Here is an 18,053-nt window from a genome sequence, read left to right as displayed (position 1 = left end):
GCGTCTCACTACAGGAGTTACCACACACGTGGCTACTAAAATTCGTCTGAAGCGTCTCGGCAAGATCCGTACCCCGCACTACCGTGTTGTTGTTATGGACTCGCGCACCAAGCGCGACGGTCGTGCCATTGAGGAGATCGGCCAGTACCATCCCAAGTCCGATCCGTCGGTTATCGAGATCGATTCCGAGCGCGTGCAGTACTGGCTCGGCGTTGGTGCTCAGCCGACTGAAGCTGTTGTTGCTTTGCTGAAGCGCACTGGTGATTGGCAGAAGTTCACCGGCGATACCTCGCCTTCCGGCGTGACCCCGCAGCCCGAGCGCCCCAACAAGGACGACTTGTTCAACGCTGCCCTGGCCGAAGCCGACGAGGCTCCGCGCGAAGCTATTACCAAGAAGTCCGAGGAGCCCACTGCTGATGAGGCTGCCGAGCCGGCAGCTGGGAGTAACAGTGGCGAGAAGGCTGAGGCCTGATCGTGCTCGCCGATGCCCTGGAACACCTCGTCTCTGGCATCGTCGCCAACCCTGACGACGTCCGGGTCCGTGAGAAGGACCTGCGGCGCGGCCGAATGCTCGAGGTACGCGTCAATCCTTCCGACATCGGCAAGGTCATCGGTCGTCAGGGCCGTACGGCTTCTTCACTGCGCACGGTCATTGGTGCGCTGGCCGGTGACGAGCAGATCAGGATCGACTTCGTTGACGTTGATCGGCATGGTTCGGGACGGCGTTCCGACCACCGTGGCCGTCGTCACTGAGCCGCCAGTCTAGTGGCAGCATGGGCTGTGGTCCCGCTTTGGCGGGGCTGCGGCCCATGTGCTGTTTAGCAGTATTTTTGTTTATTCCCCATCATTCTCAGGAGTCACAGTGGAACAAACGGCAACGGTGGAGGTCGTCGTCGGACGGGTGGGCCGTGCCCACGGGTTGCGAGGCGACGTTGTCGTTGAGGTGCGCACTGACGAACCAGATGAGAGGTTCGGGATAGGTGCTACCGTGCGTGTTGAGGGAGGCAAGCGAGATCTGACGGTTGTGCGGTCCCGCTGGGCCAAAGGCAGCCTTATTGTCGCCTTTGACGAGGTGAGTGATCGTCATGGGGCAGAAGATCTGCGCGGATCCATTCTCGTCGTTGATGTTGAGGCCAACGAGGATCCCGATGACCCCGATGAGTTCTGGGACCGGCGGTTGCGTGGGTTGGCAGTGGTTGACGAATCTGGTAATGCCCGCGGGATTGTCAAAAATGTGCTTCATATGCCAGCCCAAGATGTGCTCGTGATTGACGTAGATGGGACGGAACACCTGGTGCCTTTCGTCCACCAGCTCGTCCCCACCGTCGATGTGGCGTCCGGGCGGATAGTGGTCAGCAGTGTTCCTGGGCTGCTCGATTCGAACGCCGAAGAGGCGAGGTGACGATGAGGCTCGACTACCTGTCGATCTTTCCGGCCTACTTTGACGTCCTCGACATATCGCTAGTGGGCAAGGCAGCCATCAACGGCCTGGTGGAGATTCATGCCCACGACCTGCGCGACTGGACCCACGATCGCCATCGCACGGTGGATGACACTCCGTGTGGCGGAGGTGCGGGCATGGTCATGAAGCCTGACCCGTGGGGGGAAGCCTTCGACGAGATCATCGGCACTGAGTCAGACCCGTCAGTCCATGTGATTTTCCCCGCCCCGTCAGGTACGCCATTCACCCAGTCCGCTGCTGCGGAGCTGTCATCAGCACAGCGGATCGTGTTCTGCTGTGGACGGTACGAGGGGATCGACCACCGCGTGATCGATTATGCGCGTTCGATGTGGACTGTTCACGAGGTGAGCCTCGGAGACTACGTGCTCAATGGGGGAGAAGTAGCGGCTCTGGCGATCACTGAAGCTGTAGTCCGGCTGGTGCCCGGATTCATGGGTAACCCGGAGTCCTTAGCGGAAGAGTCGTTCTCGGCTGGACAAGACGGCTTGTTGGAGTATCCGCTGTTTACTCGGCCGGTCTCATGGCGTGGTCTTGATGTCCCTGAGGTTCTTATGAGCGGCCATCATGGCCGGATCGCAAGTTGGCGTCGCGACGAGTCAGTCCGGCTGACTCGTGAGCGGCGCCCTGATCTGACGGATTCCGACTCTAGCGGAATCCATTGAGTGCTTTAACCATAGCAAATTCGAACCAAAAACGTTGCGATAATCAGAAGTAAAATCCCTAGTGGATCGCGGTTTGCTGGTGATTTTCGAAAACAGAGGGGGCAGCGGCGCACAGGGGCTGGGAATTGGCTAATGTTTGCTCCGTGGCGACTACAACACTTACTACTCATCAGAGAGCGGTACGATCTACTGTCGCGGCGAAGGTCCTCATGGCCGTCACCGGACTATTCTTGATCCTCTTCCTGCTCATGCACATGTTCGGCAACTTGAAGGTGCTCGCTAGCAACGAGGACTTCAACCGTTACGCAGGCTTCCTGCGCACGATTCTCAATCCGATCCTGCCAGGTGATTCCTTCCTGTGGATTTTCCGGATGTTCTTGCTGCTGGCAGTCGTGCTGCACATCTGGTCGGCGATCCGCGTCAACAAGCAGCGCAACATCGGAACTGGTGGTGCCGGGCGCTACTCCGTCAAGAAGAACCTCTCACCGGAGAACACCTACGCTGCCCGCACGATGTTCTGGGGTGGCTGGATCATCCTCGCCTTCCTCATCCTCCACTTGCTGCAGTTCACCATCAGCCCTGGCCTGCTTCACAACCCGCCTACCGATGAGGCTGGACGTGCAGGGATGGTGCTTACGGCGTTCAGTCACTGGTGGTTCGTGCTCATTTACCTCATCGCCATCATCGCGGTGTGCATGCACATCTCCCATGGCTTCTGGAGTGCCTTCGCGACTCTCGGTGTCAACGTCTCCGGTACCGCTCGCACTGTGCTGCGCGTATGCTCCTGGATCGTCGCCATCGTGATCCTCGTGGGCTTCATGACTCCTCCTTTTCTGATCCTGTTCGGGGTGGTTTCCTGATGACTGCAACAGTTGCATCCAATAACAACGCCGCTCTCGCTGACCAGTACTGGACGACCGGCGACGAGATCTGCGACACGAAAGCCAACCACGATCTTCCGATCGAAAAGATTTGGACTGATCGTCAGTTCACTTCTCGTCTGGTCAACCCGGCTAACCGCCGCAAGATGACCGTCATCATTGTTGGCACTGGTCTGGCTGGTGGCGCCGCCGCCGCAACTCTCGGTGAGGCCGGTTACCGCGTTGAGAACTTCTGCTATCAGGACTCTCCGCGTCGCGCTCACTCCATTGCAGCCCAGGGCGGAATTAACGCTGCGAAGAACTACAAGAACGACGGTGATTCGATCTACCGCCTGTTCTATGACACCGTGAAAGGCGGCGACTACCGGTCCCGCGAGACGAACGTCTACCGTTTGGCTGCGGTCAGCGCGAACATCATCGACCAGTGCGTCGCCCAGGGTGTTCCGTTTGCCCGTGAGTACGGTGGTCTGCTCGACAACCGTTCCTTCGGTGGCGTCCAGGTGCAGCGCACCTTCTACGCTCGTGGTCAGACGGGTCAGCAGCTGCTCATCGGCGCCTATCAGGCCCTCGAGCGTCAGGTCCACGCCGGCACCGTGCACATGCACACTCGTCACGAGATGGTCGAGCTCATCGTCGCAGACGGTCGTGCTCGCGGCATTGTGACTCGTGACATGGTCACTGGCAAGATTGAAGAGTGGTTCGGCGATGCCGTCGTCCTGGCTACCGGTGGCTACGGCAACGTCTTCTTCCTGTCGACAAACGCTATGGGCTGCAATGTCACCGCTTCGTGGCGTGCCCACCGTAAGGGTGCCTACTTCGGCAACCCGTGCTACACCCAGATTCACCCGACCTGCATCCCGGTGCATGGCGAGAACCAGTCGAAGCTGACCCTGATGTCGGAGTCGCTGCGTAACGACGGTCGTATCTGGGTGCCGAAGCGCGCGGAAGATTGCGAAAAGGATCCTCGCGACATCCCCGAGGAAGATCGCGACTACTACCTGGAGCGCATCTACCCGTCCTTCGGCAACCTGGTTCCTCGAGACATTGCTTCCCGGCAGGCCAAGTATCGCTGTGACGAGGGCCGCGGAGTCGGACCGAAGGTTCGCGAGGTCGATGCTGACGGCACCGAGCACATGCGCTCTCGTGGTGTGTACCTCGACTTCTCTGAGGCCATCCAGCGCATGGGGCGGGATGCTGTCGAGAAGAAGTACGGCAACCTCTTCGACATGTACCAGCGGATTACTGACGAGAACCCGTATGAGGTTCCAATGCGTATCTACCCCGCTGTGCACTACACCATGGGTGGTCTGTGGGTTGACTACGATTTGCAGTCGACCATCCCGGGTCTGTTCGTCTGTGGTGAGGCTAACTTCTCCGATCATGGCGCTAACCGACTTGGTGCTTCGGCCCTGATGCAGGGCCTGGCAGATGGTTACTGGGTGCTGCCCAATACCATCACCGACTACCTGGCGGACTCTCCGAAGTTCGGCAAGGTTGATCAGAAGCACCCGGCTGCGGTCGAGGCGCGTCAGTCCGTTGAGAGCCGCATCAACAAGCTTCTGACGATCAACGGAACCCGTACCGTCGACTCTATTCACAAGGAACTCGGCCACATTATGTGGGAGTACTGCGGCATGGAGCGTAATGAGGCCGGCCTCATCAAGGCCATCGGTCTCATCCGCAACCTGCGCAATGAGTTCTGGACCAACGTCAAGGTCACCGGCGTCAACGAGGAGCTCAACCAGACCCTCGAGCGCGCTGGTCGTCTCGCTGACTTCCTGGAGCTCGGTGAGCTGATGTGCATCGACGCTCTGCATCGCCGCGAGTCCTGTGGTGGTCACTTCCGCGCTGAGTCTCAGACCGAAGAGGGCGAAGCCCTGCGTCACGACGACGAGTACCAGTACGTCGCTGCCTGGGAGTGGACTGGCGAAGGCCACAAGCCGACCTTGCACAAGGAGCCGCTGGTCTACAAGTCCATCCAGGTCAAGCAGAGGAGCTACAAGTGAAGATCAACCTGCGAATCTGGCGCCAGCGCAACACTGAGGATCAGGGTCGCCTCGTCGAATACACCCTTGACGGTGTCTCCGGCGACATGTCCTTCCTCGAGATGCTGGACATGCTCAACGAGAACCTCACCGCTCAGGGCGAGGAACCCGTGGCCTTCGACTCAGACTGCCGTGAGGGCATCTGTGGTCAGTGTGGCGTCGTTATCAACGGCGTGCCGCACGGTGGCATGGGCGTCGCCCAGCCGGTGCGCACCACGACCTGCCAGCTGCATATGCGATCCTTCGCCGATGGCTCGACCATCACGATCGAGCCGTGGAAGTCGGGCGCCTTTCCGATCCTGCGTGACCTCATCGTGGATCGCTCGGCCCTCGATCATGTCATCCAGGCTGGTGGCTACATCTCGGTGAACACCGGTGCGGCTCCGGATGCTCATGCCGTCCAGGTCAACAAGAAGCGCTCTGACCGCTCGTTCGACGCTGCTACTTGTATCGGCTGTGGCGCCTGCGTGGCCGCATGCCCGAATGGTTCGTCAATGCTGTTCACCGCGGCGAAGATCACCCACCTGGCCATGCTTCCGCAGGGTCAGCCGGAGCGGATGCGCCGTGCTAAGGCCATGGTTGCCCAGAATGACGCCGAAGGGTTCGGTGGCTGCACCAACATTGGTGAGTGCGCCTCGGTTTGCCCCAAGGGCATTCCGCTGGAATCCATCAGCCAGCTCAACCGCGATCTCATCGCCTCGTTGTTCAAGCATGACGGCAAGGACGACTGAGTTCTGACCTCCGTGGTCGACGTCCTGGGCTTCGGCACCTCAAGGTGCCGAAGCCCAGGCGTATTGTGAGGCATTGCGATGCTTTCCGGTTGTGGCGCGGTGGATTTGGTGCCGGGGCTGTGGGTATGGAAAAATATCTTGCTGTTGTCTGTGTCCGGCTCCTGCCGCAGGGGGATCGTCCGGAGCACGGGGAACAGCATGTTTTGAACACGAACACCAGGTGACCTGTGGCACCGGCGAGGAAACACCATGAGCAACATCATCGACGAGATCGACAAGGCTTCGATGCGCGACGACATTCCCGAGTTCCGTCCTGGTGACTCGGTGAAGGTCCACGTCAAGGTCGTTGAGGGTAGCCGCACCCGCGTGCAGGTCTTCGCTGGAACCGTCATCTCGCGTACCGGTGGTGGCGTCCAGGAGTCCTTCACCGTCCGCAAGCTGAGCTTCGGAACCGGCGTCGAGCGTACCTTCCCGCTGCATTCTCCGATCATTGACAAGATCGAGGTTGATCGCCACGGTGCCGTTCGCCGCGCCAAGCTGTACTACCTGCGTGGCCTGCGCGGCAAGGCTGCCAAGATCAAGGAGAAGGGCGCAGCTCGCTGACGTCGTCTTGACAGCAACGGGGTTTCGCTACGGCGAAGCCCCGTTTTTGCTTCTACTGGTATCTATGGATGGGCTAGCACGCCATCATGCGGCCTAGTTTATGGGTTGGTTACACTGCAGGATGGCACCCGACGGGACGTTCCCGCCGGGACGAGGGAGAGGTTTTGCCGTGGCGGATGACTACCAGGCGCAACGGGCTGCAAACGGCGGCACCAAGGAGTCTGAGGGTGCTGGGGAGCAGGCGTCTGGATGGCAGCGCTTCAGGTCGGGGGCCATCGAAGTTGCTCTGATTGTCGTCGGTGCTCTCATCATCTCCGCTGTGCTGCGTGCCTTCATCGGTCAGATGTTTGTCATTCCGTCGAAGTCCATGCAAAACACCTTGCAGGTAGGTGACCGCGTAATCGCTGTGAAAGCTGCGGATTTCCACCGTGGCGACGTTGTCGTGTTCAAAGACACCGAGCATTGGTTACCCGCTGCCCAGGATCGCCGCTCTGTTCCAGGGCAGATCCTCGAATTCGTCGGGTTGTTGCCTAACACGAGCTCGAATTACCTCATCAAGCGAGTGATCGGCATGCCCGGGGACACTGTTGCCTGCTGCAACATCAACGGCCAAGTGACGGTTAATGGTAAGGCTCTCGACGAGCGGTCTTACTTGTACTCCGAAAATGGCGAGACGGTTAAACCCTCGGCGATGAAGTTTCGGGTCACTGTTCCTCAGGGGCGAATGTTCGTCTTAGGGGATCACCGCAATGCTTCGGGTGACTCGCGCTATCACCTCCAGGACCTTGATCCGGACGAGTACACGGGCGCTCCTGGGTTCGTACCGCTTGACGACGTTGTAGGGCCAGCGAAAGCCATTCTCATGCCGCTCAACCGCATTGACAGTCTGGGGACCCCCGACACCTTCCAGGGAATCCCGGATAGGTCGTCGTCAGCTCCAAGCAAGGCGCGCATTTGCGTCGGTGACACGTGCTCTCCTAAGTGACGGGACGGGTGCCATGACGGCGATGGTGCGAGTCGGGCGGGGACCGATGGGCCATGAACGGGCCCTCACCAGGGCCGGTCTTGGACCCGTGGCCGGATGCGACGAGGCGGGCCGGGGCGCGTGCGCAGGGCCATTGGTTGCCGCAGCTGTCATCCTTGACGATCGCAGATCCGGCAGGATTGTGGGTCTAGCAGATTCCAAGACACTATCTGTGGCCAAGCGCGAGGCCCTGTTTGACGTCATCATGGATAAAGCTTTGGCGGTGTCGTGGGTACGTGTAGAGGCCGACGAGTGTGATCGGTTGGGAATGCAAGAGGCAGATATCAGCGGCTTGAGGCGTGCCGTGGCGCGGCTGGGAATTGAGCCGGGATACGTGCTGTCGGACGGCTTCCCGGTCGATGGGCTGACGGTTCCCGATCTGGGAATGTGGAAGGGCGATTCGGTGTGTGCGTGCGTGGCGGCCGCTTCCATCGTGGCTAAGGTGGCCAGGGACCGCATCATGGTTGCTATGGACGCCGAGATTCCTGGATACGATTTTGCGGTGCACAAGGGATACGCGACTGCCTTGCACCAGCGTCACCTGGAGGAGCTAGGACCGTCTCGTCAACACCGGATGAGCTACGCCAATGTGCGACGAGCAGCTAGGCTTCATTCATCATGAGTGCCGAAGATCTGGAACAGTACGAGAATCGGATGGAGCTGGAGCTCTACCGCGAGTACAAGGACGTCGTCGGGATCTTCAAATATGCCGTGGAGACCGAGAGACGTTTCTATTTGTGTAACGTCGTCGATCTCAAGGTTCGCACTGAGGGGGGCGACGTCTACTACGAGGTGTCTATGGCGGACGCCTGGGTATGGGACATGTACCGGCCATCCAGGTTCGTCAAAAGCGCTAAGGTTCTTACCTTCCGCGATGTGTCCATCGAGGAGATCGTGCATCCTGACTTTGACGAAGTGCCGTCAAAGTAACCTCAGGCTCGCATTCCTCGACGCTACCTGACTAGCGATGCGACTTGAACGATTGAGCATCGCGTGGTCTTGCCACCCCGAGTCGGGAACTTGTGGACAACTAGTGACGTTCATGATTCCCAAACATTGATCTGTGGATAACTGAATAATCAGGCGCTCTGCGACGACAACTGTTGTCGGAGGTGGTGAACGATGACACCTAAGCCATTGTCAGCAGAGCTGACGACCCCGCGTGGAGCTGCGCTGCGTGGGCGCCATGGTGGCAGACCCGCGTTCGGTGCGTGGGGCGAGGATCTTGCCGCTGAGTATGTGGAGTCCCTGGGATGGACGATCATCGCGCGCAACTGGGCGTGTGATGTGGGAGAGATTGACCTCGTCGCGCGTGAGGGCCAAACCGTCGTCTTTATCGAGGTGAAGGCCAGATCAGGCACTGGCTTCGGGGACCCGCTGGAATCCATTACGACGGCGAAGGTCCGTAAGCTTCACGAACTAGCACTGACGTGGTTGGTTAGCCAGGATGAGGGGGCCCATTCGGTGCGGATTGACGCCATCGGTGTCATGGTGCGCCCAGGTACTAAGCCATCCATCACTCATGTGCGAGGTATCCGGTGACCGGGGCAAGTGCGTGGTCGGTCGCGTTGGTGGGGATGGAAGGCTCCATGGTCGAGGTGGAGGCCGCAATCTCGTCCGGACTGCCACGCACCGTGCTCGTCGGCCTGCCAGACGCGGCCCTCCACGAGGCCCGGGATCGATGCCGAGCAGCTGTCTGTGCGACGGGGTTGTCGTGGCCTAGCAATGTGCTGACGATCAACCTCACGCCAGCTGGTTTGCCGAAAGCCGGGACCCATTTTGATTTGGCCATCGCTGCAGCGACGCTGGCTGCTGACGGAAAGGTGCCACAGACTCTCCTGCGATCGACGGTTCTGATTGGAGAACTTGGGCTGGACGGCCGAGTACGACCTGTGCGCGGTGTGCTGCCAACGTTGTTAGCGGCGCGGGAGGCTGGGTTTGAGCGGGCGGTAGTGCCGACTAGTCAACGGGATGAGGCCAGTCTGGTCGGAGGGCTAACGATCTGGCCAGTGGGCCATCTGGGGGATGTCGTCGACGTGCTACACGGCCGTCCAGCGTTGCCGCCTCATGACCCCATTGTGGAACCACCCGAGATGGATCCGGGGATCGGAGACTTAGCGGAGGTTATCGGTCAGCATGAGGCGCGCCGAGCCCTGGAAGTAGCGGCAGCCGGTCGTCACCACATTCTGCTGCGTGGCGCTCCAGGTTGTGGGAAATCCATGTTGGCACGACGGTTACCTGGGATTCTTCCCCGACTTGATCACCGTGACGCCCTCGAAGTCACCGCGCTGCATTCCTTGGCCGGACGAGGGAGCGGGCATCTCATGACGAGGCCCCCACTAGCTCAACCTCATCATTCGGTGTCGATGGCGGCGATGGTCGGCGGGGGAGCCCGTATTGCCCAACCCGGAGCTATCTCGCTGGCGCATCGGGGAGTGTTGTTCCTCGACGAGGCTCCGGAGTTCGCGCCGAAGGTGCTGGACTCGCTGCGCGGGCCACTGGAGACTGGGGAAATCGTCATTGGACGCTCCCAGGCACACACGACATTCCCGGCTCGGTTTCAGCTTGTTATGGCGCTCAATCCATGCCCGTGTGGGCTGGCCGATGACCCATCGGGACGATGCACGTGCACTCCGCAACAGGTTCGCCGGTATTCAGGCCGGCTTTCGGGCCCGATCCTTGACAGAGTGGACGTCACAGTACGGATGCGGCCGCTGACGTCAGCGCATCTGCTTGACGCATCAGCTCTGGCGGCGGGGGAATCTAGTGCAACGGTGCACGCGCGGGTCGCGCAAGCCCGTGAGCGTGCTGCCGCCCGATGGCAGGAAGTTCCCTGGCGATGCAACGCCGAGGTGCCAGGAAAAGTCTTACGACAGATGTTGCCGGCCAATGACGCCACTCGAATCATCGAAGATGCTCTGACGACCGGACGGCTCACGGCGCGAGGCGTCGACAAAGTGCTGCGAATCGCTTGGACGGTGGCCGACCTTGCGGGCAAGGACGAGGTTGACAAGTCATGTGTGGCGGAGGCCATGGGGATGCGACGAGGGAGGTTGCGATGATGTGGACTGACGAAAGACTGGCGCGTGCCGCTCTGACAGCAGCAGTCGAACCCGGGAGTGTTACGACGGCAAATCGGCTATGTGAGATGACCGCCGAGGGGCTGTGGCGGCAACTACTCACCGATTCTGGCGAAAGATGGCATGAACGAGCTAAATCGCTCGACGTCGGTCGACTCGTCGAGCGGTCAGAACAGGCTGCGATGCGGTTTCTCATTCCGGGGGATCAGGAATGGCCTACAAGTCTCGACAGCCTCGCGCGGGTGGCGAAGTCTGGAATGGGCGGAATACCGTTGGGGCTGTGGGTTGTTGGGCCTGCTCACCTCGCCAATATGTCACAGCAGTCAGTGGCTATTGTGGGATGCCGCTCTCCCAGTAGTTATGGTCAGGACGTTGCCGTAGAAATGGCCTACCAGCTGGTACGTGGGCACTGCGATGGAACCGGGAGCCATACTGTCGTATCTGGTGGCGCGTTCGGCATCGATGTGGCTGCTCATTGGGGGGCGTTGTCAGCTCGCGGAAACACTATTGGCGTCCTCGCGTGTGGACTCGACACTCTTTACCCTCGCGGCAACATCGCGGTGTTGGAGCACATCGCGGAAACAGGCATCCTCATCTCAGAGCTGCCTCCGGGCCGCCATCCGACGCGACCTGGATTCCTAGCCCGAAACCGGCTCATCGCAGCACTCACGATAGGAACCGTCGTTGTGGAAGCTGGATGGCGGTCGGGAGCGATCAATACCGCGTCCTGGGCCAACGCATTAGGAAATCCTGTCATGGCAGTCCCCGGGCCAGTGACTTCAAGCCGATCGACAGGAACGAACAAGCTGATCCGTGACGGTGAGGCGATCCTGGTGCGCGATGCTGAGGACGTCCAAGGGATAGTCGGGGAACTCGCCCCAGAGCCGAAAAGACCAGCAGGCCACACCCTGCCAACTGACATTTTGGGCCCCACTGAACTCGCTGTTCACGAGGCGCTCCCCGCTCATGGATCGTGCGGGCTAGATGAGTTGGCGGCTTTGACTGGGGTGTCTATTGCGCAGTGCACGACCGCGTTGACCGTTCTCGAGCAACTCGGCATGGCGGCGTGTTGCCTCGACGGCACGTGGTCCGTCACGCTAGCAGGTCAGCCGAGGTGACAGTTCTCTAGATCTAGCAGGAAGCGCTTGAGACGAGGACCACCGAGATAGCCGCCGAGCTGACCATTACTGCGTAGCACTCGATGGCACGGGATAAGGATGGGCAGGGGGTTTGATGCACAGGCGTGGCCGACTGCGCGAGACGCATTCGGTCGTCCAATGATGCTCGCTAGTTGGCGGTAGCTGACAGTTTGTCCGTAGGGCACCGTCTGCAAGCCGGTCAGCACAGCGCGTTGGAAGTTCGTCGTCGCAGAGAGATCCAGCGATACGTCAAATGACGTCCGTGATCCTGACAAGTACTCGGTGATCTGTGCAATGGCACGAGAGATCAAGTCGCCACCGCGATGAGAATGCAGTACCGCTGGTGACGGTGACATATCCGTCTTAACGAAAGTGAGCCGACTGAGCCCATTGGGGGTGGCTATCACTTCCAACTCGCCAATGACGGTGTCGAAGCGGCGCTGGGACTGTGCTGTCATGGCAGAAAGCGGGCCGGACACCTGGTGCCCGGCCCGTCCTTCGTCAGTCCTTCAGCTTGTCAGCGGCGGCTTGGGCATCGTGCTTGACGTCAGTCGCTTTGTCTTTGACGTCCTCGACCTTCTGATCCACCTTGCCGCTGGCCTTCTGATCGGCGCCGTCACCCTTGAGATCACTGTTATTGGTGAGGTCACCGATCTTCTCTTTGGCAGCGCCGACGGCCTGGTCGGTCTTGCTACTGATCTTGTCACTCAGACCCATAAGTCGCTCCTTTCGTTGGTCCCAGGGTCGCTGATCAGCCCGGGGCATGTCCGTAATTTTACTCGTCAGTCCATGGTCAGTTAGGGGTTTTACCTAAAGAGTTTTGTGGGATGGACGGGACCTAGGGGGCGGCGTATCCCCCCAGGTGGTTAGCTCACTTGTTGTGGGCGTCGATCCAGTCGACGGCAGTCTTGATGACTTGGTCCTTAGTGGGCTCGTTGAAGATCTCGTGCATGAGGCCATGCCACTGGATGATCTTCTTGTCTTTTGAATTGATGGCGTTGTACCAGTTGACGTCGAAGTAGCTGGGCACCAGGCCGTCGTTTTCGCCATGCATGATTAGGGTCGGAGCCTTGAAGTCATGGGCGTTCATGACGTTGTAAGCCTCGGCGACACCCATCTGCTCGACGAGTCCGAGACGCATGTACTTGTTGTACAGCGGGTCATGTTGCCAGTGGTCAATACGAACTGCTGGATCGGAGCACAAGCCGTATGGCGGGTAACCGGGCAGGATGATGTCGGCGGACAGCGGACCTGAAGGCATCCGAATCGCCTTGGGGTCCTTGATGGCGGCCTTTGCCAGGCGTCCGTTGAAGCTAGTCAGCTGGGTCATGGGGAGAAGCTGGCTGATCTGGGGCAGGGCATGACGGGCGAAGAAGTTGAGATTATCCGGGGTGATGGTGGTGGCACCCTGAGTGTCAGGGCCATCGACATTGACGATGGTGCCGCCGCCGGAGGAGACGATGCCGTCGACGGATCCGGGGTACATGATTCCGTAGGACTGGACGGCGATGCCGCCCATGGAGTGTCCGAGTAGGAACACCTTTTTACCGGTATTTTCCTTGTGAGCGGTGCCGACTACCTGGTGGATGTCGGACTCGATGTTCCACCAGTCGTCGAACTGGCCGCGCGGGATGGCGTTGTTGACGTATGGGGCAGCGCTACGCCCATGGCCACGGTTGTCGAAGCGGTAGACGCTGTAGCCAGCGTTAGTAAGGCTCTTGGTTAGGTACTCGTAGTTGGAGGAGTTCTCCATGAGCCCGTGGACCAGGACGACGGCTCCCTTAGCGTTGGGGACGATGTCCTTGCGGTAGAAAAGCTGGGTCCCTAGCTTGTCGGTGGTCTTGAAGTAGCCAGTCTCCTTATGTACCTGGTTGGTGGCGGGCGCTGCTGCGGCTGGCTGGGAACCGCTACCGGCGCTGGCAAGGGCCGGGGTTGCCACCGTCACGCCAGTCACTGCCATGGTGCCGGCAATGGCCAATGCGCTGAGTTTGCGTGGGAATGACATCAAGATGCTCCTTTGCGTCAGTTGCGCCGCCTCATCCTCGAAGACGACCGCTACGCACAATAGGAGCTAAGAGGCTCGTCGTGGGTCGCTAGCTCGCAGATCTGGGTAATCGTGCATGAGGTTAATTTTAGTCTGGGAGGATAACCACTCTCGACGTCGATGGTGCTCGTTTTCTGTCCTGTCTTCGCAATGGTCTGAACAGTTCTGCAAGATTGCCCGGCGGCCCTTGCCCTCACATCAACCGGTGGCACTCGGCATCCGTAGGACAAGGATCGTTACCCTGTGGCGCCCAGCGGCGGTAGATGTAGAACTGCGCGCGCATCGGACGCCTTGTTCATGCTGCTATAGCACGACTTAAGCCAGTGTGCCGTGGGGAATGGATGGTGACTGGAACCGTCACAGCGTGGCATGACCCTCGTTGCGAGATGAAAAGATCCCCGACCAAGAAAACTTGGCCGGGGATCAATCCTGGAGTGTCCGAGAGAGGACTTGAACCTCCACAGCCTTAATCGGCCACTAGCACCTCAAGCTAGCGCGTCTACCAATTCCGCCACCCGGACTCGGGTTATCCGCTGCCGCGCAATCGCACCGTACCGGACAGTCATAGAACTGTAGTGCGCTTTCGTTGCATAATGCAAATCGGCGTCACTTGGGCATCCCGGCGGAGGCTCAAGGCTCCTTCAGTGACACAATCGCGGCATGTCAGATCTCTTCACCATGACCCTCGAGGACCTTGTTGACGGGCCGAATTGCCCGCAGGCCGAAGTTGTCGACATCTGCTCGCGAATGATCCAGATCGACTCGCAGAATTTTGGTCCACAGGACGCCAGGGGCGAGGGTGAGATGTGTCACTACGTGGCCGGCCTCCTCGACGACATCGGAGTTGGCGTCACCATTCACGAATCTGAGCCCGGCCGTGCCACCCTGGTTGCCGAATGGGCACCGGAAGGCACCGATATGAGTCGTCCTGCGCTATTGCTGCACGGCCACAGCGACACTGTCCCCTTCGAGGCTGCTGACTGGACCCATCACCCGCTGTCTGGCGAGATTCATGACAACTGTGTGTGGGGCAGGGGAGCCATTGACATGAAGGGGTTTTTGGCGATGGTTCTCTCGGCTATCCGGGCTCGTCAGCGTCGCGGTGAAGTGCCCTCTCGACCCATTCGCTTCATCATGTTCGCTGATGAGGAATGCTCAGGAACCCTCGGTTCAACGTGGCTCGGCGTCAATCATCCAGAGGCGTTTGATGGTGTCACTGAGGCCATCAGTGAAGTCGGCGGGTTTTCCCTGACGACACCGCAGGGCAGGCGAGTCTACGTCGTCCAGTCCGCAGAGAAGGGGCTGTGGTGGTTCCGGATGAGCGCCACCGGCAGCGCAGGGCACGGGTCTATGCGCAACCCAGATAACGCCGTCACCCATCTGCTTGATGCTCTGTCCCGTATCGACTCCTATCAGTGGCCCGACCTGCATCATCCGGTCCAGGAGGAGTTCCTGAACCAGATAGCCGCGATGTGGGGTCTGACGATCGACCGGGATGATCTCGAATCCAGTCTGTCCGCCATCGGCCCTTTGTCGCGCATGGTGGCTGCGTGCTGCGCGCATAGTGTCACCCCGACTGTGCTATCGGCGGGGTACGAGGTTAACGTTGTGCCGACTCGTGCCAGCGCCGAAGTCGACGCCCGATTCATCCCCGGAGCACAGGAGGATATGATTTCGACGATTAAGTCTTTGGCTGGTCCTGGAATCGACTTCGAGACGATCTCCCTCAAGCCGGCGGCAGCAGCGCCCTTTGAGGGAGCGGCCGTTGCTGCGATTCGCCAGGCCGTTAATGCTGAGGACCCGGGGACTGTCGTGCTGCCCTACCTCAATTCGGCAGGAACCGACGCCAAAGGGTTCGCGGTTTTGCCTGACGGCCGACGAATCAACTGCTACGGCTGCACTCCGCTGAGACTGCCGGCCGACTTCGACTTCATCAGTCTTTTCCATGGAGTTGACGAGCGAGTCCCCGTCGGATCTCTCGTTTTCGGTGCCAAGGTCGTCGATCACATACTGCAGGAGGCCTGACGATGAGTGTCCCAAATCAGAAGCCGAAGGGCGAAGCAACAGCAACCCTTATCCTGGACGGCCAGGAATACACTCTGCCCGTTATTACAGGAACTACCGGAGATCGCGTCATCGACATCTCCAACCTTCGCCAACTAACTGGCGGGGTCACAACCTTCGATCCGGCGTTCGCCAACACGGCGTCCTGTCGTTCGGCGATTTCGTGGATCGACGGCGAAGCAGGCGTGCTCACTTATCGCGGTCTACCGATCGAGGCCCTGGCTCAGGAGCGTGTTTCCTTTGTGGAAACAGCGTGGCTGCTGATCTTTGGCCACCTGCCCACGGAAGCTCAGCGCGACGACTTCCGGAATCGATTGACCGAGTACTCGGCTTTGCATCGGTCGATGAATCTTCACTTCAACGCCTTCCCGCCTAACGGTCACCCGATGGCGATCATGTCTTCGATGATTAACGCGATGAGTACCCATGACCGTCCGCGAATCACTGACGAGGAATCCTTCACTGACGCGGCTGCCAAGCTCATGTCCAAAGTGAGGACGATCGCGGCTGCTTCGTACAAGGCATCTATTGGGGAACCAGCGATCTATCCGCGCTATGACCTTAAATATGTCGAAAATTTCATGCACATGATGTTTTCTCTGCCGTATCGCGATTACGAACCGGATCCAGTGGCGGCGAGGGCCCTCAACCTGTTCTTCGTGCTACACGCTGATCACGGCCAGAACTGTTCGACCTCGACGGTGCGAATGGTCGGATCCTCGGGTGCCAACCTTTTCACTTCGTGCTCGGCCGGAGTGTGTGCCCTGTGGGGAGACCGTCACGGCGGTGCCAACGTCAACGCCGTGCTCGCCCTGCAACGCATCTATGACTCTGGCCTCACTCCGCGTCAATATCTGGCGAAGGCCAAAGACTCGGGGGAGAGGATTTCTGGCTTCGGGCACCGCGTTTACCGCAATTGGGATCCTCGAGCGAGAATCTTCCGCAGCGTCGTCGGCCCATTGCTCGAAACTATGCACAAACCGGACCCGCTGCTCGACGTTGCCCTGGAGCTAGAAGAAGCTGTGCTGGCCGACGACTACTTCATCGAGCGCAGGCTGTACCCCAATGTGGACTTCTATTCTGGGATCGTTCTGCGCGCGCTCGGTATTCCGCTCAACATGTTCACTGTGATGTTCGCCATCGGACGAATGGCTGGTTGGATCGCTCACTGGAAGGAAGTTTTTGAGGATCCGACGACGCGGATTTCCCGTCCGCGCGAGCTCTACGATGGTCCGGTATCGACTCCGTGGGTGCCGCGTGGCGAGCGCTGAACTATGCGGCCTAGACCTCTTCGCGGGCGAGGTTTGGCCCGCCGGTGATGTCGTCGAGGGCTGAGGTAATTTCCTTGGGGAGACTAACTTCGTCAGCCCCGAGCAATTCCTCGAGCTGTGCGGTGGTCCTCGGGCCGACAAGAGCCGAGGACACTACGGGAGCGTCGCGCACCCATGCCAGCGCGATTTGTGGGATCGTCGCTCCCAGCCCGTCGGCTGCCTTCAAAATGGCTTCGACGACAGCGCTGGATTTGCGCGTCAGATAGGGCTGTACAAACCACGATAGGCGATCAGAACCACCTCGGGAATCTTTAGGAGTTCCGTGTCGGTACCGGCCTGCCAGCACGCCGCGTCCCAGCGCCGACCATGCCAGCAGCCCCATCCCGTGGTGCTGGGCCGAGGGGGCGACCTCGATTTCAGCGCGCCGGGCCAGCAAGGAGTATTCCACTTGGTTACTGACTAAGGGGGTTCGTGCTCCGGTTGCTCGCTGCCAGGTCGCCGCCGTGGCGGACTGCCAACCCACGAAGTTGGACACCCCGACGTACCGGGCCATTCCCGACTTCACGGCATGGTCGAGGGCTGCGCAGGTTTCCTCGATGGGGGCATCTCCCCAGGCATGAACCTGCCAGAGATCGACGTGATCGGTGTGGAGGCGGCGCAAGGAGCCTTCGAGGTCACGCAGCAGCGCACTGCGCGACGTATCGACGATTCTTTTATTACCTTCCACGATGAATCCCGCCTTGGTGGCGATGACAAGGTCGTCTCGACTGATGTCGGTATGGATGAGCTTTCCGATGAGTTGCTCGGCAAACCCGCCTCCATACGCCGGGGCGGTATCGACAAGATTGCCACCGGCGTCAACAAAGCGACGAACCAACGAGCGAGCCACACGGGCGTCAGTCTGGCCACCCCATGTTAGGGATCCCAGCCCAATGGCAGATACCTTGAGGCCGCTGGCCCCGACGGTTCTCATGCGCATGTGCATCCTCCTCGTCTAGATCACCCTAACGGAGCACCCTCAAGCCGACCTTGAGGCACGGCTACTCC

General features: G+C 59.8%; 19 protein-coding genes, 1 tRNA gene and 1 pseudogene. 16 read left to right on the top strand and 5 right to left on the bottom strand.

Annotation, left to right across the window (positions count from 1 at the left end; all coding sequences use genetic code 11):
* The first annotated feature begins 28 nt into the window (after positions 1 to 28).
* From rpsP to dprA, 14 genes are all read left to right on the top strand, one after another.
* A complete protein-coding gene (gene rpsP, locus A5483_RS06880; protein WP_063811363.1) occupies positions 29 to 472 on the top strand; it encodes a 30S ribosomal protein S16 in 444 nt (147 codons plus the stop codon).
* Between the two features lie 2 nt (positions 473 to 474).
* Positions 475 to 753 carry an RNA-binding protein gene (locus A5483_RS06875; RefSeq protein ID WP_002548289.1) on the top strand — a complete coding sequence of 93 codons (279 nt, stop codon included), beginning with the start codon at positions 475 to 477 and terminating at the stop codon, positions 751 to 753.
* A 109-nt stretch (positions 754 to 862) separates the two neighbouring features.
* Positions 863 to 1,402, top strand: a complete 540-nt coding sequence (gene rimM / locus A5483_RS06870) for a ribosome maturation factor RimM (RefSeq protein ID WP_002548293.1) — start codon at positions 863 to 865, stop codon at positions 1,400 to 1,402.
* 2 nt (positions 1,403 to 1,404) lie between these two features.
* Positions 1,405 to 2,124 (top strand): tRNA (guanosine(37)-N1)-methyltransferase TrmD, encoded by a 720-nt coding sequence (gene trmD, locus A5483_RS06865; RefSeq protein ID WP_042842516.1) that lies wholly within the window; start codon positions 1,405 to 1,407, stop codon positions 2,122 to 2,124.
* A gap of 125 nt (positions 2,125 to 2,249) precedes the next feature.
* Positions 2,250 to 2,984, top strand: a complete 735-nt coding sequence (locus A5483_RS06860) for a succinate dehydrogenase cytochrome b subunit (protein WP_082864014.1) — start codon at positions 2,250 to 2,252, stop codon at positions 2,982 to 2,984.
* Positions 2,984 to 5,011 (top strand): fumarate reductase/succinate dehydrogenase flavoprotein subunit, encoded by a 2,028-nt coding sequence (locus tag A5483_RS06855; protein WP_063811361.1) that lies wholly within the window; start codon positions 2,984 to 2,986, stop codon positions 5,009 to 5,011. The genes A5483_RS06860 and A5483_RS06855 overlap by 1 nt, the downstream gene beginning before the upstream one ends.
* Positions 5,008 to 5,781, top strand: a complete 774-nt coding sequence (locus A5483_RS06850; protein ID WP_063811360.1) for a succinate dehydrogenase/fumarate reductase iron-sulfur subunit — start codon at positions 5,008 to 5,010, stop codon at positions 5,779 to 5,781. Before A5483_RS06855 ends, A5483_RS06850 begins: the two co-directional genes overlap by 4 nt.
* 249 nt (positions 5,782 to 6,030) lie before the next feature.
* Positions 6,031 to 6,384 (top strand): 50S ribosomal protein L19, encoded by a 354-nt coding sequence (rplS, locus tag A5483_RS06845; protein ID WP_002527199.1) that lies wholly within the window; start codon positions 6,031 to 6,033, stop codon positions 6,382 to 6,384.
* A gap of 169 nt (positions 6,385 to 6,553) precedes the next feature.
* Positions 6,554 to 7,369, top strand: a complete 816-nt coding sequence (gene lepB / locus A5483_RS06840) for a signal peptidase I (protein WP_002548302.1) — start codon at positions 6,554 to 6,556, stop codon at positions 7,367 to 7,369.
* A 13-nt stretch (positions 7,370 to 7,382) separates the two neighbouring features.
* Positions 7,383 to 8,030 (top strand): ribonuclease HII, encoded by a 648-nt coding sequence (locus tag A5483_RS06835; protein WP_081474384.1) that lies wholly within the window; start codon positions 7,383 to 7,385, stop codon positions 8,028 to 8,030.
* Positions 8,027 to 8,338 (top strand): DUF2469 domain-containing protein, encoded by a 312-nt coding sequence (locus A5483_RS06830; RefSeq protein WP_002548287.1) that lies wholly within the window; start codon positions 8,027 to 8,029, stop codon positions 8,336 to 8,338. Before A5483_RS06835 ends, A5483_RS06830 begins: the two co-directional genes overlap by 4 nt.
* Before the next feature lie 192 nt (positions 8,339 to 8,530).
* Positions 8,531 to 8,950, top strand: coding sequence for a YraN family protein (locus A5483_RS06825; protein ID WP_063811359.1), 420 nt, complete (start codon positions 8,531 to 8,533; stop codon positions 8,948 to 8,950).
* Complete coding sequence (locus tag A5483_RS06820) at positions 8,947 to 10,470, top strand: YifB family Mg chelatase-like AAA ATPase (RefSeq protein WP_063811358.1); 1,524 nt, start codon at positions 8,947 to 8,949, stop codon at positions 10,468 to 10,470. The genes A5483_RS06825 and A5483_RS06820 overlap by 4 nt, the downstream gene beginning before the upstream one ends.
* Positions 10,467 to 11,606, top strand: coding sequence for a DNA-processing protein DprA (gene dprA / locus A5483_RS06815; protein WP_063811357.1), 1,140 nt, complete (start codon positions 10,467 to 10,469; stop codon positions 11,604 to 11,606). Before A5483_RS06820 ends, dprA begins: the two co-directional genes overlap by 4 nt.
* Here the strand turns inward: dprA and A5483_RS06810 are convergent.
* The 4 genes and pseudogenes from A5483_RS06810 to A5483_RS06795 form a co-directional block, all read right to left on the bottom strand.
* Positions 11,581 to 12,106: pseudogene (locus A5483_RS06810) on the bottom strand (methylated-DNA--[protein]-cysteine S-methyltransferase). The gene dprA and the pseudogene A5483_RS06810 sit on opposite strands and share 26 nt — an antisense overlap.
* A 22-nt stretch (positions 12,107 to 12,128) precedes the next feature.
* Entirely contained in the window at positions 12,129 to 12,344 is a 216-nt protein-coding gene (locus tag A5483_RS06805; protein WP_002548243.1) for a CsbD family protein, read from the bottom strand.
* 154 nt (positions 12,345 to 12,498) lie between these two features.
* Positions 12,499 to 13,632, bottom strand: coding sequence for an alpha/beta fold hydrolase (locus tag A5483_RS06800; protein WP_063811356.1), 1,134 nt, complete (start codon positions 13,630 to 13,632; stop codon positions 12,499 to 12,501).
* A gap of 474 nt (positions 13,633 to 14,106) precedes the next feature.
* Positions 14,107 to 14,192, bottom strand: a tRNA-Leu gene (locus tag A5483_RS06795).
* Between the two features lie 139 nt (positions 14,193 to 14,331).
* On the opposite strand from A5483_RS06795, the gene A5483_RS06790 reads away from it, so the two are divergent.
* Entirely contained in the window at positions 14,332 to 15,696 is a 1,365-nt protein-coding gene (locus tag A5483_RS06790; protein WP_063811355.1) for a M20/M25/M40 family metallo-hydrolase, read from the top strand.
* Between the two features lie 2 nt (positions 15,697 to 15,698).
* On the top strand, positions 15,699 to 17,006 hold the full coding sequence (locus A5483_RS06785; RefSeq protein ID WP_063811354.1) for a citrate synthase: 1,308 nt from the start codon (positions 15,699 to 15,701) through the stop codon (positions 17,004 to 17,006).
* Positions 17,007 to 17,016: 10 nt separating this feature from the next.
* Here A5483_RS06785 and A5483_RS06780 read toward each other — a convergent pair whose 3' ends face one another.
* A complete protein-coding gene (locus A5483_RS06780; protein ID WP_042842520.1) occupies positions 17,017 to 17,991 on the bottom strand; it encodes an aldo/keto reductase in 975 nt (324 codons plus the stop codon).
* Between the last annotated feature and the right edge of the window lie 62 nt (positions 17,992 to 18,053).

This window comes from Cutibacterium namnetense (genome assembly GCF_001642025.1).
Classification (GTDB): Bacteria; Actinomycetota; Actinomycetes; order Propionibacteriales; family Propionibacteriaceae; genus Cutibacterium; species Cutibacterium namnetense.
The sequence above is the reverse complement of the archived record's forward strand: the minus strand, read 5'-3'. Positions and strand labels throughout refer to the sequence as shown.

Coding starts and splice junctions, on each gene's coding strand:
- A5483_RS06855 (WP_063811361.1), top strand. CDS start 2,984: ATGACTGCAACAGTTGCATCCAATAACAACGCCGCTCTCGCTGACCAG.
- rplS (WP_002527199.1), top strand. CDS start 6,031: ATGAGCAACATCATCGACGAGATCGACAAGGCTTCGATGCGCGACGAC.
- dprA (WP_063811357.1), top strand. CDS start 10,467: ATGATGTGGACTGACGAAAGACTGGCGCGTGCCGCTCTGACAGCAGCA.
- trmD (WP_042842516.1), top strand. CDS start 1,405: ATGAGGCTCGACTACCTGTCGATCTTTCCGGCCTACTTTGACGTCCTC.
- A5483_RS06790 (WP_063811355.1), top strand. CDS start 14,332: ATGTCAGATCTCTTCACCATGACCCTCGAGGACCTTGTTGACGGGCCG.
- A5483_RS06780 (WP_042842520.1), bottom strand. CDS start 17,991: ATGCACATGCGCATGAGAACCGTCGGGGCCAGCGGCCTCAAGGTATCT.
- A5483_RS06805 (WP_002548243.1), bottom strand. CDS start 12,344: ATGGGTCTGAGTGACAAGATCAGTAGCAAGACCGACCAGGCCGTCGGC.
- A5483_RS06830 (WP_002548287.1), top strand. CDS start 8,027: ATGAGTGCCGAAGATCTGGAACAGTACGAGAATCGGATGGAGCTGGAG.
- A5483_RS06800 (WP_063811356.1), bottom strand. CDS start 13,632: ATGTCATTCCCACGCAAACTCAGCGCATTGGCCATTGCCGGCACCATG.
- A5483_RS06785 (WP_063811354.1), top strand. CDS start 15,699: ATGAGTGTCCCAAATCAGAAGCCGAAGGGCGAAGCAACAGCAACCCTT.
- A5483_RS06825 (WP_063811359.1), top strand. CDS start 8,531: ATGACACCTAAGCCATTGTCAGCAGAGCTGACGACCCCGCGTGGAGCT.
- A5483_RS06835 (WP_081474384.1), top strand. CDS start 7,383: ATGACGGCGATGGTGCGAGTCGGGCGGGGACCGATGGGCCATGAACGG.